Source organism: Nocardioides soli, assembly GCF_014191495.1.
GTDB classification, from domain to species: domain Bacteria; phylum Actinomycetota; class Actinomycetes; order Propionibacteriales; family Nocardioidaceae; genus Nocardioides; species Nocardioides soli.
Genome location: NZ_JACHWR010000003.1, coordinates 426,994 through 438,971, shown reverse-complemented (window position 1 = coordinate 438,971; position 11,978 = coordinate 426,994). Strand labels below are relative to the sequence as shown.

The 11,978-nt window shown below is 73.7% G+C and carries 11 protein-coding genes; 2 read left to right on the top strand and 9 right to left on the bottom strand.

What is annotated here, in order from left to right; genetic code table 11:
• The first annotated feature begins 46 nt into the window (after positions 1–46).
• Positions 47–568, top strand: a complete 522-nt coding sequence (locus FHU40_RS20950) for a SigE family RNA polymerase sigma factor (RefSeq protein WP_183594291.1) — start codon at positions 47–49, stop codon at positions 566–568.
• A complete protein-coding gene (locus tag FHU40_RS20945; RefSeq protein WP_183594290.1) occupies positions 565–1,200 on the top strand; it encodes a hypothetical protein in 636 nt (211 codons plus the stop codon). The genes FHU40_RS20950 and FHU40_RS20945 overlap by 4 nt, the downstream gene beginning before the upstream one ends.
• Before the next feature lie 4 nt (positions 1,201–1,204).
• Here the strand turns inward: FHU40_RS20945 and FHU40_RS20940 are convergent, their stop codons facing one another.
• From FHU40_RS20940 to rpoZ, 9 genes are all read right to left on the bottom strand, one after another.
• On the bottom strand, positions 1,205–2,533 hold the full coding sequence (locus FHU40_RS20940; RefSeq protein WP_183594289.1) for an RsmB/NOP family class I SAM-dependent RNA methyltransferase: 1,329 nt from the start codon (positions 2,531–2,533) through the stop codon (positions 1,205–1,207).
• Positions 2,530–3,453: a methionyl-tRNA formyltransferase gene (gene fmt, locus FHU40_RS20935; RefSeq protein WP_183594288.1), complete on the bottom strand. Its 924-nt coding sequence runs from the start codon at positions 3,451–3,453 to the stop codon at positions 2,530–2,532. The genes FHU40_RS20940 and fmt overlap by 4 nt, the downstream gene beginning before the upstream one ends.
• 5 nt (positions 3,454–3,458) lie before the next feature.
• Positions 3,459–4,004 carry a peptide deformylase gene (def, locus tag FHU40_RS20930; protein WP_183594287.1) on the bottom strand — a complete coding sequence of 182 codons (546 nt, stop codon included), beginning with the start codon at positions 4,002–4,004 and terminating at the stop codon, positions 3,459–3,461.
• A gap of 47 nt (positions 4,005–4,051) precedes the next feature.
• A complete protein-coding gene (locus tag FHU40_RS20925; protein ID WP_183594286.1) occupies positions 4,052–6,076 on the bottom strand; it encodes a primosomal protein N' in 2,025 nt (674 codons plus the stop codon).
• Between the two features lie 61 nt (positions 6,077–6,137).
• Positions 6,138–8,753, bottom strand: coding sequence for a M4 family metallopeptidase (locus FHU40_RS20920; RefSeq protein ID WP_183594285.1), 2,616 nt, complete (start codon positions 8,751–8,753; stop codon positions 6,138–6,140).
• A 117-nt stretch (positions 8,754–8,870) separates the two neighbouring features.
• On the bottom strand, positions 8,871–10,061 hold the full coding sequence (metK, locus tag FHU40_RS20915) for a methionine adenosyltransferase (RefSeq protein WP_183594284.1): 1,191 nt from the start codon (positions 10,059–10,061) through the stop codon (positions 8,871–8,873).
• A gap of 78 nt (positions 10,062–10,139) precedes the next feature.
• Positions 10,140–10,301 (bottom strand): hypothetical protein, encoded by a 162-nt coding sequence (locus FHU40_RS20910; RefSeq protein ID WP_221200089.1) that lies wholly within the window; start codon positions 10,299–10,301, stop codon positions 10,140–10,142.
• Positions 10,302–10,379: 78 nt separating this feature from the next.
• Positions 10,380–11,633 carry a bifunctional phosphopantothenoylcysteine decarboxylase/phosphopantothenate--cysteine ligase CoaBC gene (gene coaBC / locus FHU40_RS20905; protein ID WP_183594283.1) on the bottom strand — a complete coding sequence of 418 codons (1,254 nt, stop codon included), beginning with the start codon at positions 11,631–11,633 and terminating at the stop codon, positions 10,380–10,382.
• 13 nt (positions 11,634–11,646) lie between these two features.
• Positions 11,647–11,973, bottom strand: a complete 327-nt coding sequence (gene rpoZ / locus FHU40_RS20900; RefSeq protein ID WP_183594282.1) for a DNA-directed RNA polymerase subunit omega — start codon at positions 11,971–11,973, stop codon at positions 11,647–11,649.
• Between the last annotated feature and the right edge of the window lie 5 nt (positions 11,974–11,978).

Below are 11,978 nucleotides of genomic sequence, written 5' to 3'. Positions count from 1 at the left end.
GAGGACCGGTGTCACGCAATCGGGTGGTCGAGGAGTCTGATCGGGTGTGACGAGGAACGATGCCGAGGAGTTCGCCGAGTTCGTGCGGGCGACCGGGCCGCGGCTGCACCGCGCGGCCCTGCTGCTCACCGGTGACCACCACCTGACCGAGGACCTGACCCAGTCGACGTACGCCCGGGTCTACGCCTCCTGGCGGCGGGTCTCGCGGGCCGACGACCCGTTCGCCTACGCGCGCCGGACGCTGCTCAACACGTACTTCTCACACCGCCGGCTGCGCCGCAACAGCGAGCTGCCGGCCGACCCCCACCTCGGGTCGGAGCCGGCCACCCGGCGCTCCGTGCCCGCGGTCGACCCCACGACCCGCCTCGACCTCCTCGACGCGCTCGCCGCCCTGTCGCCGCACGACCGGGCGGTGCTGGTGCTGCGCTACTGGGAGGACCGCAGCGTGGCCGACACGGCCCACGACCTCGGCATCTCCGAGACGGCCGTCCGCACCCGTTCCCGGCGCGCGCTGCAGCGGCTGCGACCGCTGCTCGACGCCGACCTGACCGAGAGGACCTCCTCATGACCGATCACGCTCCCTTCGACCTCTCCGGCGGCCTCGGCACCGCCCTGCGGGACCGTGTCGCCGACGAGCATCCCGACCTCGACCGGCTGCTCAGCGTCTCCACCCGCGCCGGCACGAGGCTACGACGTCGTCGTACCGCCGCCGCGTCCGTCGGCGTAGCGGCCGTCAGCGTCGCGATGGCCGGCATCGTCGGCTCTGCGCTCGGCGGCGGTGGGACGGCGGGCTCGGCGCCCGGGTTCGCCACCCAGCCGGACGCCTCGGCACCGGCGGGCGAGACCGTGACCCTCGACAAGCTGGGGCGCCTCGACCCGCCCTCGCGGAGCGTCGAGCTGGAGCTGCTGGCCCAGGCCCTCCCCGTGCACGTGGACCCGTCGTCGAGCGGCTGGGGACTCGGCACGCCCGCCGACGACAAGTTCTCGGCGCACAAGGAGGGCTACGTCCTCAGCGTGAACGTCCGGCCGCGGTCGGACCTCGCCTCCTGGTCGGGGGGCGACCCGGACCGGCCCGCGAGCCAGGTCGTGCACACCGGCGAGAACTACTTCGTGACCGTGCAGGCCGGCCCGGAGGTGCCGCCGCGGATCGTCGACGAGCTGACCGCCGCGCTGCGCTACGACCCGGTCTGGAGGCGGTAGCCGATCACCGACGGCGCAGCAGCGCCAGGAACATCGCGTCGGTCGCGTGCCGGTGCGGCCACAGTTGCACGGTGCCCGGCAACGGGCCGGCGGCGTCGGCGACCGGGGGCAGCAGATCGCCGGCGTCCTCGAGGGCGACGTCGTCGCGCGCGGCCAGCACCGCCTGGACGACGTCGCGGGTCTCGGCGAGCACCGGCGAGCAGGTCGCGTAGAGCACGACCCCGCCGGGGCGCGCCAGCTCGACGGCGGCGGTCAGCAGCCGCCGCTGGAGCTCGACCAGCCCGGGGAGGTCGGCGGGTCGGCGGCGCCAGCGCGCCTCCGGCCGGCGCCGCAGCGCCCCGAGCCCGGTGCAGGGGGCGTCCACGAGCACCCGGTCGAACGTCGCCGGCCGGTACGGCGCGGCGGTGCCGTCGGCCGCGACCACACCCGTCACGCCGGCGGCGCCGGCGAGCGCGTTGCGGACCAGCCCGGCGCGGTGCGGCTGCCGCTCCGAGGCGACCACCGAGGCCCCCCGCTCCGCGGCCAGTGCGGCGAGCAGCGCCGCCTTGCCGCCCGGGCCGGCACACAGGTCGAGCCAGCGCGCGTCCGGTCCCGCGACCGGCGCGGCCGCCGCGGCGATCGCCACCAGCTGGGAGCCCTCGTCCTGCACGCCGGCGCGCCCGTCGGCGACCGCCGGCACCTGGCCGGGGTCGCCGCCGGCCAGCACCACGCCGTACGGCGAGAGCGCGGTCGGCTCCCCCGGCAGCTCGCCGCGGTCGGCTCGTCCGGGCCGGGCCACGAGCGTGACCCGGGGCGGCTCGTTGTCGGCGGCCAGCAGCGCCGCGAGCTCCTCGTCGCCGCCGAGGGCGGCCCGCAGCTCGTCGACCACCCAGCCGGGGTGGCTCCACGCGGTCGCGGGATCGGGCGCGACCCGGGCGACCCAGGCCGTGCGGTCGTGCTGCGACACCTGGCGCAGCACGGCGTTCGCGAAGCCCGCCGCCCCGGCGCCGACGCGGTCGCGCACCAGGTCGACCGTGGTGCTGATCGCGGCGTGCGAGGGCACCCTCATCGCGAGCAGCTGATGGGTGCCGAGACGCAGCGCGTCGAGCACCTTCGACTCGACCTTGGCCAGCGACCGGTCGACGCAGGCGGCGAGCACCGCGTCGTACAAGCCGCGCCACCGGATCGTGCCCGAGGCGAGCTCGGTGGCGAACGCCGCGTCCCGGCCGGTCAGACCGTGTCGCCTGAGCAGCGAGGGCAGCACCAGGTTGGTGTAGGCGTCGTCGACGCGTACGGCCTTGAGCACCTCGAACGCGACCAGCCGTGCGGGGTCGACCCGCGCCCGACGACTCATGTTCCGAGGCTCGCGCCGCTCTCCAGGCGGAGCCCCCGGGCCCAGTCGGCGGCCGGCATCTGCCGCTTGCCGAAGGCCTTGACGTCACCGAGCCGGACGGCGTGGGTGCCGGTGCCGACGAGCACCTCGCTCTTGCGGACCTCGAGCGCCCCGGGCTGAAGTCGCTCCTCGGTGAGCGTCACGGGGCCGAGCTTGAGTCGCTCGCCGCCGAAGGTCGTCCAGGCGCCGGGGGCGGGGGTGCAGGCACGGATCTGCCGGTCCACGGCGACGCTCGGCCGGTCCCAGTCGACCTCGGCGTCCTCGACGGTGATCTTGGGCGCGAGCGAGACGCCCTCAACCTGCTGCGGCCGGGCCTCGATCGAGCCGTCGTCGAGACCGTCGAGGGTCGCCACCAGCAGGCCGGCGCCGCCCTCGGCGAGCCGCCCGAGCAGGTCGCCGGCGGTGTCTCCGGGCCGGATCCGCTCGGTCATCACGCCGAAGGTGGGTCCGGCGTCGAGCTCCTTGACGATCCGGAACGCCGTCGCGCCCGTCACCTCGTCGCCCGCCCAGATCGCGTGCTGCACGGGGGCGGCGCCGCGCCAGGCCGGGAGCACCGAGAAGTGCAGGTTGACCCACCCGTGCGGCGGGATGTCGAGCGCCGACTGCGGCAGCAGCGCGCCGTAGGCGACGACCGGGCAGCAGTCGGGCTCCAAGGCGCGCAGCGCGTCCTGGAAGTCGGGGTCGCGCGGGTGCTCCGGCTTCAGCACGGGTACGCCGAGCTCCTCGGCCCGCTGGGCGACCGGGCTAGGCGTGAGCCGGCGACCGCGCCCGGAGGGCGCGTCGGGCCGGGTGACGACGCCGACCAGGTCATGGGCGGAGTCCGCGATGGCGTCGAGTGCGGGCAGGGCGACCTCGGGGGTGCCGGCGAAGACGACACGCATGCGGCTCAGAACCCCAGTCCGTTGGTGGCGTGCGGCGAGACCTTCACGGTCGGCTGGTCGAGCCCGAACCACTCCGCCTCGCGGATCGCCCGCATCGCCGCCTTGCGCGCGTCGGTGTCGAGCCGGTCGACGAACAGCACGCCGTCGAGGTGGTCGGTCTCGTGCTGGATCGCCCGGGCGAGCAGCTCGGAGCCCTCGATCACGACCGGCTCCCCGTGCATGTCGAAGCCGTGCGCGACCACGGACAGCGCCCGGGTGCAGTCGAAGCTGAGATCGGGGATCGACAGGCAGCCCTCGGGTCCGTGCTGCGTCTCCGCCGACAGGGTCAGCCGGGGGTTGACCAGGTGGCCGAGCTCGCCGTCGACGTACCAGGTGAAGACGCGCAGCCCGACGCCGATCTGCGGCGCGGCGAGGCCGGCCCCGGGCGCACCCATCATGGTGTCGGTGAGGTCCTCGACGAGGCGGCGCAGCTCCTTGTCGAAGTCGACGACCTCGATCGCGGGCTTGCGCAGGACCGGGTCGCCGAACAGGCGGATCGGCTGGATGGCCACGGATCTCCTCGGTGGTGCGGGCGGAAGCGCCAAGTCTAGTGAGGCACTCACAGCGTGGGCGGATCCACCTGCACGCGCACGGCGTCGAGCTTGCGCGCCGAGCGCACCCGCTGGAGCTCGCCGAGCGCGCGGGACAGCGCGAGGCCCTCGGCACGGGGCACGCGGACGACGACCCGGCTCTCCCCCTCGGCCAGGTCCACCGGGCCGAGCACCTCGGCCGCGGGCGGGGCGGCCAGCAGCGTGAGCGCGTCGTCGACCGCGCCGGGCTCGCCGGTGATCGTGGCCAGCCGGCTGGCCGGCGGCAGATGCGCGGTGAGCCGCTCCTCGGTCTCGCGGTCGGCGTGGCCGGCGGGGTCCCAGCGCACCAGCGCCTGCAGCGTCGGGTGTGCGGGATCCCCCACCGCGACGACCCGCCCGCCGGGCCGGACCAGCGCGGCGGCGTTCGCCCACCGGCGCAGCGCCTCCTCGCCCGCGCGCAGGTCGATGCGCGAGAGCAGCAGCCAGGTGTCGAGCAGCACGACGGCGGCGTACCCGCCCTCGGCGACCGGCTCCGCGCCGGGGGTCGCGACCACCACCTGCTCGACCGCCGAGACCGTGGCCAGCACCGTGTCCCCCGAGCTGGTGCGGACGCGGGTGTTGGGCAGCGCGCGGCCCAGCTCCTCGGCCGTGCGCGCGTCACCGAGGATCGGCGCCCGCAGGCCGCGGTAACCGCACTCGGCGCAGGCCCACGCCTCGTCGGCCGTGCCGCACCAGCGGCAGGCCGGCGGTGTCGCCGGACCCGTGAGCGCCAACGGACCCTGACAGGCCTGGCAGCGCGCGGGCGTGCGGCAGCGCTCGCAGGCCAGGACGTTGACATAGCCGAGTCGTGGGGTCTGCACGAGCACCGGCCCCGACTCCAGGGCGTCGCGGACCGCGAGGTGCACCTCGCGCGGGATGCGGCCACCATGGGACCGGGCGGTCTCGTTGCCGGCGACCTGGACGGTCAGCCGGCGGCGTACCTCCGCCCGGTCGGCCGCGATCTCCTGCGCCCACCCGGTGCGGAGCAGGTAGGCCGACTCCACCGTGCGCACGAATCCGCCGATCAGCGCCGCCGCCCCCGCCCGCTCCGCGCGCAGCAGCAGCGTCTCGCGGGTGTGGGGGTACGGCGCGCGGGGCTCGGCGTGCAGGTCGTCGCCGTCGTCCCAGATGGCGACGAGGCCGGGGTCGGGCACCGGGGCGAACGCCGCCGCGCGGGTGCCGACCACCACCCGGCGCGCACCGCGGCTGATCGCGAGGAAGTCGCGGTAGCGCTGCGCGGGCCCGGAGTCGGCGGTCAGCGTGACGTGCTGCCCCTCGCCGAGGACCGCGGTGAGCGCCCGGTCGAGGCGCGCGACGTCCTTGCCGTCGGGCACGCAGATGACGACGCCCCGGCCGCCGGCGTACGTCGCGGCGGCGGCGTGCGCGAGGAGCAGCGGCCAGTCGGTCGCCGGCGCGGCCGTCCAGACCGCCCGAGGACTGCCGCCCGTGCTCAGGTGGCGCAGGAACGCTGGGCCCGGCTCGTGGCCCTCCCAGGCGCGCGCGCCGGCGGCCGCGTCGTGGTGCCAGGGTCCGGCGGGCGGGGACGGCTCCTTCTCGGTGGTCGCGTGTCGGTTGGGGATCGCGAGCCGCAGCACGTCGGAGCGGGTGCCGGCGTACCGCTCGGCCAGCTCGCCGGCCAGCGCCGCGATCTGCGGGTGCAGCACCGGCTCGGGGCTGACCACCCGGCGCAGCGGCGACAGCCGACCGGCATGGTCGCTCTCGCGACCGCGCGCGATCACGAAGCCGTCGGCGTCCTGCCCGGCGAACCGCACCTTCACCCGGGCGCCCGGCACCGCGTCGTCGGCCAGCGCCGCCGGCACGGCGTAGTCGAAGGTGCGGTCGAGATGGGCGAGCGGCACGTCGACCAGCACCCGGGCCACCGGGTCGACCGCGGCGGGCTCCGCCTCCGCGGCCCGGCGCTCCCGGGTGGCCCGGGCCTTGGACCGCGAGGCCTGGACCGAGGCCCGGACCAGGCCGGGGAGCAACTCGGGGTGCTCCTCGGGCGCGGGCGTCATGGCCGCAGTTCTACCAGGGCCGGCCGACGTGGTCGCCCGGTCCCGGAGGCGGCGGCTCCCGCTACCGCTTCGACTTCTTGTTCGACTTCTTGCTCGGCTTCTTGGCCTTGACCTTGCCGGTCGCCTTGGAGATCGCCGAGCCCGTGGTGTACCCGGACTTGGTGGCGGTCACCCGCACCGAGATCCGCTTGCCCTTGTCCTTCGTGGTGAGCCGGTACTTGGCCTTGGTCGCCTTGCCGATCGCCTTGCCCGAGCGCAGCCACTGGTACGACAGGCTGACGGCCGCGGGCGTCCAGGATCCGCCCTTCACCTTCAGCGTCTGCGCGACCCGGGCCTTGCCCGAGACGATCGGCAGCTTCGTGTTGCTGATCGCAGGTGTCGCGGGCGGCGGCATCGGCGTGGTCGGGGTCGTAGGCAGCGGTATCGGGTCGCAGGTGTAGAGCGTGATGTCGTCGAGGACCCAGCCCACGATCCCGACGCCAGAGTCGGTGTTCAGCGTGAACTGGGGGCGCACGGTCGTGCCCTGCAACGAGGAGATGTCCACCCGGCTCGCGACGTACCCCCGGCTGTCGCCGCCGAAGCCGGTCCTCCCCGCCGCCGGGTTGTTGTAGCCGTTGGCGATCGTGTCGGTCGGTCCGTTGACCCACGGGAAGGACGCCACGTCGACGGCCGGCGCCGGATCGCCGGCGTCGTCCACCTCGACGGTGCCGGCGTCGTAGAAGGAGCCGGACTCCCACTCGAGCACCCGCCACTGCTGGAACCAGAGGAAGGACGACTGCCCGGGCGGGAGCGCGATGGCATCGGTCGTCCGCAGCGGCCACTGGCCGACGGTGGTCTGGTTGCCGATCTCCCAGTCGCCCCCGGCGCTATGGCTGATCGTGGTGTCGCGATCCCAGCCGGTGCCCGTCATCTTCGCGGCCGGAGAACCGCTCTCGCTGTCGAACAGCACGCGCACCGCAGTGCCCGACGGGCACGCGATCGTCGCGTCGGCCGGCTGGGGGTTGTTCGTCGGGGTCTGGCTGAGCTGGGTCGCCGCCGTGGCCTTGTGCACCTCCGCGCAGTCGGCAGCGGTGAACGCGGAGCCCGGGCTCGCGAGCAGCGCCTGGCAGCTCTGGCCCAGGACCGTGCCGAGATCGGCGTAGTCGCTGCCCGAGGTCAGCGTCTGGTCGACGAGCAGCCACAGCTTCGCCGACTTGGTCAGCATGGGGTCACCGGTGTCGATGCCGGTGATGTTCTGGCCGTTGTGGGACCCGCCCTGAGAGATCAGGTAGGAGGTCTTGTTGCCGACGCCGGAGTTCTGGTGGACCCCGTCGTTGTCGGGGTAGGTGTCGCCCTCGGGCGTCTTGTAGAGGGGGCTCGAGGTGGAGTCGGGGTCACCGAAGAGCGTCGGGTCGGCCAAGTTGCGCAACCCATCTGGCGCGAATGCCGGAACGTCCTCGCCGAGCGCCCAGTCGGCGTCGGACTCGACGCCGTGCCGGTGGTCGATGATCTCACCCATGATGTCGGAGATCGACTCGTTGATCGCACCCGACTGCCCCCAGTAGAAGAGCCCGGAGTTCCGCTCGGTGAACCCGTGCGTGATCTCGTGGCCGACGACGTCGTCGGCGCCCGCGTAGCCCTGGCCGTAGTACATCTGCGACCCGTTCCAGAACGCATTGTTGTACGGGCAGGTGGTACTGGCCCGGGTGTAGCACCAGTTCACGCTGGAGGCGAGCTTCTTCTCGCCGCCGATGGTGATCCCCAGCAGTTCGGTCAGGTCGAAGCCACCGACCTGCTGGTAGAAGTCCGCGACCACCCCACTGAGATCGAAGGCCGAGTTGACGTCGGCGACCCCGCTCGCGGGCCCGCCCTCGGTGCGCGCGGCCCCCGCCGGGGTGCACGCGATGTCGTCTGGCTGGCGAAGGTTGTCGTTGTCGCAGACCACCCGGTCGAGGACGTGATGGATCAGGTCGACGTTCATCAGCACGCCCGCGGTGCGGTCGTCGACGAGGATCATCCGTCGCTCGTCAACGCTCCGGGTGACCTCGAAGCTCCAGACCGTCCTGGCGGGAGCCGCCTCGTCGCCACCGATCAGGCCCGCGTCGAGAAGCCACCGTCCCTCCGATCGGACGTCGACGCCCGCGCCGGGTCCGGCGACCTTGACGAACGCAGCACGAGCCTGGGCAGCGGCGGCGTCGACGCCGACCTTCGCGTCGTTGACGGAGGTCTCGTCGCTGGTCTCCGCGAGCACCGACGACAGCTCGCCGTCCGCACGCAGGCTGACCACGACCTGGCCGCCCAGCACCGGGACGCCGTCGACCTCCTGCTGATAGCGCGCCACGTCGCCCGCCGGCGTGGGGCGCGCGGAGACCCGTTCGAGCGTGGTGCCCGGTCGGGCGGCGCCGATCGCGGCGCCGTACCGGCGGATCGCCGCGTCGGCGGCCGCGCCCGGCGAGGTCGTGGGCGTCACCGCGGGGTTGTCGACCTCGGCCTTGGCGGGCACCCCGATGAAGTCGACCGTCCCGTCCTTCCCGAGACCACGGACGGTCAGAGGACGGTCGGCGTCGGCGTCCAGGCGCGCGAGCGCCTGGTCGACCGGGTCGGCCGCCTGGGCGGCCGGTGCGCCGACCGCGGCCAGGGCCCCGGCCGCGACGGCAAGGGCGAGAACGGGGCGGACGATGGCATGCCGAAGTGACACCTTGCCTCCTGGTCGGAGCTGGTCGAGTCGCCCTCAACCAGGGCGGGAACGCGACAGCGTACCGGCCCGAGCCGGGTGCCTAGGGGGGAATGCCGCTATTGGGAGTCGTGCACCCGATCAGCGGCCGACGGCGCGCTTGAGGGCGTCGGCGCGGTCGGTCCGCTCCCAGGTGAACTCGGGGAGCTCGCGCCCGAAGTGGCCGTACGCCGCGGTCTTGGCGTAGATGGGCCGCAGCAGGTCGAGGTCGCGGATGATCGCCGCGGGCCGGAGGTCGAACACCTCGAGCACGGCCTGCTGGATCTCCTCGTCGGAGACCGTGCCGGTGCCGAAGGTCTCGACGAAGACGCCGACCGGCTGGGCCTTGCCGATCGCGTAGGCGACCTGCACCTCGCAGCGCCGGGCGAGGCCGGCGGCGACGACGTTCTTGGCGACCCAGCGCATGGCGTACGCCGCGGAGCGGTCGACCTTCGACGGGTCCTTGCCCGAGAAGGCGCCGCCGCCGTGACGGGCCATGCCGCCGTAGGTGTCGACGATGATCTTGCGGCCGGTCAGTCCGGCGTCGCCCATCGGGCCGCCGACGACGAAGCGGCCGGTCGGGTTGACCAGCAGGCGGTACCCCTCGGAGGGCAGGTCGAAGGAGGCGAGCACGGTGTCGATCACGTGCTTCTTCACGTCGGCCTCGAGCGTGTCGAGCTGGGTGTCCTCGTCGTGCTGCGAGGAGAGCACCACGGTGTCGACGCGGACCGGACGGTTGTCCTCGTCGTACTCGATGGTGACCTGGGTCTTGCCGTCGGGACGCAGGTAGGGCAGCGTGCCGTCCTTGCGGACCGCGGTGAGCCGCTCGGCGAGGCGCTGGGCCATCACGATCGGCAGCGGCATCAGGACGTCGGTGTCGTCGCAGGCGTAGCCGAACATCAGGCCCTGGTCGCCGGCGCCCTGCTTGTCCATCGCGTCGGTGGAGCCGGTGCGGCTCTCGTGGCCGGTGTCGACGCCCTGGGCGATGTCGCCGGACTGGCCGCCGATCGCGACCATGACGCCGCACGAGGCGCCGTCGAAGCCTTTGTGGGAGGAGTCGTAGCCGATCGCGAGGATCTTGTCCCGCACCTTCTGCTTGATGTCGACGTACCCGGTCGTGGTGACCTCGCCCGCGACCACGACGAGCCCGGTCGTCAGCAGGGTCTCGACGGCCACCCGGCTGTGCGGGTCCTGCTCGAGCATCGCGTCGAGGACCGAGTCGCTGATCTGGTCGGCGATCTTGTCGGGGTGGCCCTCGGTCACCGACTCAGAGGTGAAGAGACGTCCGGTCACTACTGCTCCTAGCTGTGTGTTGCGCTTCCGGCACACCTTAACCGGCGTACCACATGTCGGACGGGGAGTCTCAGCGGCTCAGGAGAGCCGAGCGGCGACCTGATCCCAGATCACGTGGGCGAGCGCGGACTTGGAGCCGCGCGGCACCTCGACCGCGGAGCCGTCGGCGCCCAGCACGACCGCCTCGTTGTCGGGGTGGCCCTCGGTCACCGACTCAGAGGTGAAGAGACGTCCGGTCACTACTGCTCCTAGCTGTGTGTTGCGCTTCCGGCACACCTTAACCGGCGTACCACATGTCGGACGGGGAGTCTCAGCGGCTCAGGAGAGCCGAGCGGCGACCTGATCCCAGATCACGTGGGCGAGCGCGGACTTGGAGCCGCGCGGCACCTCGACCGCGGAGCCGTCGGCGCCCAGCACGACCGCCTCGTTGTCGGGGCTGCCGAACACCGCTCCCCCGGTGACGTCGTTGACCACGAGCAGGTCGCAGCCCTTGCGGGCGAGCTTGGCCCGCGCGAGGTCGAGCACCGATCCGGTGTCGTCGCCGGTCTCGGCCGCGAAGCCCACGATCACCTGGCCGGTGCGGGCCCGCTCGGTACTGATCTCGTGGAGGATGTCGGGGTTCTGGGTCAGCTCGATCGGGGGCGCGGACCCGTCGGCGGCCCGCTTGATCTTCGCGTCGCTGACCGAGACCGGCCGGAAGTCCGCCGGCGCCGCCGCCATCACCACCGAGTCGGCCGACGCGGCCGCCGCCACGACCTCCTCGCGCAGCTGGGCGGTCGTCTCGACGCGGACCACCTTGACCCCGGCGGGGTCGGGCAGCGTCACGTTGGCGGCGATCAGGGTCACCTCGGCGCCGCGCGCGGCCGCGGCCCTGGCGAGCGCGTGGCCCTGCAGTCCGGAGGACCGGTTGCCGAGGAAGCGCACCGGGTCGAGGTACTCACGGGTGCCGCCGGCGGAGACGACGACGCGGCGGCCGGCCAGGTCGGGGGTCGTCGTACCGCGGGTCAGCACCTCGCGACAGACCTCGAAGATCTCGTCGGGCTCGGGCAGCCGGCCCTTGCCGGTGTCCTTGCCGGTGAGCCGGCCCTCGGCCGGCTCGATCACCAGGACGCCGCGCTCGCGCAGCGTGGCGACGTTGGCGCGGGTGGCGGGGTGCTCCCACATCTCGGTGTGCATCGCCGGGGCGAAGACGACCGGACAGCGCGCGGTGAGCAGCGTGCTCGTCAGCAGGTCGTCGGCCTGCCCGTGCGTGGCCTTGGCCAGCAGGTCGGCGGTGGCCGGAGCGATCACGACGAGATCGGCCTCCTGGCCGATCCGCACGTGCGGGACCTCGTGGACACCGGTCCACACGTCGGTGGCGACCGGCTTGCCGGACAGCGCCGCCCAGGTCGGGGCGCCCACGAACTCCAGGGCCGCGGCGGTCGGCACCACGGTCACGTCGTGGCCCGACTCGGTGAACCGGCGCAGCAGCTCGGCGGCCTTGTACGCCGCGATGCCGCCGGACACCCCGAGAACGACACGAGGCCGCCCCCCGGAGGAGACGGCCGTGTCGTGGGCGTGGGCCTCGGTCATCGGACCGGGCGGATCACTCGCTCGCCTGGTCCGCATCAGCGGCGGCGGCCTTGGCGGCCTCCTCCGCGGCGAGCTCGGCGGGGTCGATGTCCTCGCAGATCAGCAGGTCGTCGTTGATCTCGCGCAGCGCGATCGAGAGCGGCTTCTCCTGCACGTGGGTGTCCACGAGCGGGCCGACGTACTCGAGCAGGCCCTCGCCGAGCTGCGAGTAGTAGGCGTTGATCTGCCGGGCGCGCTTGGCGCTGAAGAGGACCAGCTTGTACTTGCTGTCGGTCTTGGAGAGCAGGTCGTCGATCGAGGGGTTGGTGACACCCTCGGCGGCGATGGTGGGGGCAGACACGCTAA

Excerpts from the sequence above, each read along its gene's own strand:
- FHU40_RS20945 (WP_183594290.1), top strand. The coding sequence starts at position 565 with ATGACCGATCACGCTCCCTTCGACCTCTCCGGCGGCCTCGGCACCGCC.
- FHU40_RS20940 (WP_183594289.1), bottom strand. The coding sequence starts at position 2,533 with ATGAGTCGTCGGGCGCGGGTCGACCCCGCACGGCTGGTCGCGTTCGAG.
- fmt (WP_183594288.1), bottom strand. The coding sequence starts at position 3,453 with ATGCGTGTCGTCTTCGCCGGCACCCCCGAGGTCGCCCTGCCCGCACTC.
- FHU40_RS20925 (WP_183594286.1), bottom strand. The coding sequence starts at position 6,076 with ATGACGCCCGCGCCCGAGGAGCACCCCGAGTTGCTCCCCGGCCTGGTC.
- coaBC (WP_183594283.1), bottom strand. The coding sequence starts at position 11,633 with ATGACCGAGGCCCACGCCCACGACACGGCCGTCTCCTCCGGGGGGCGG.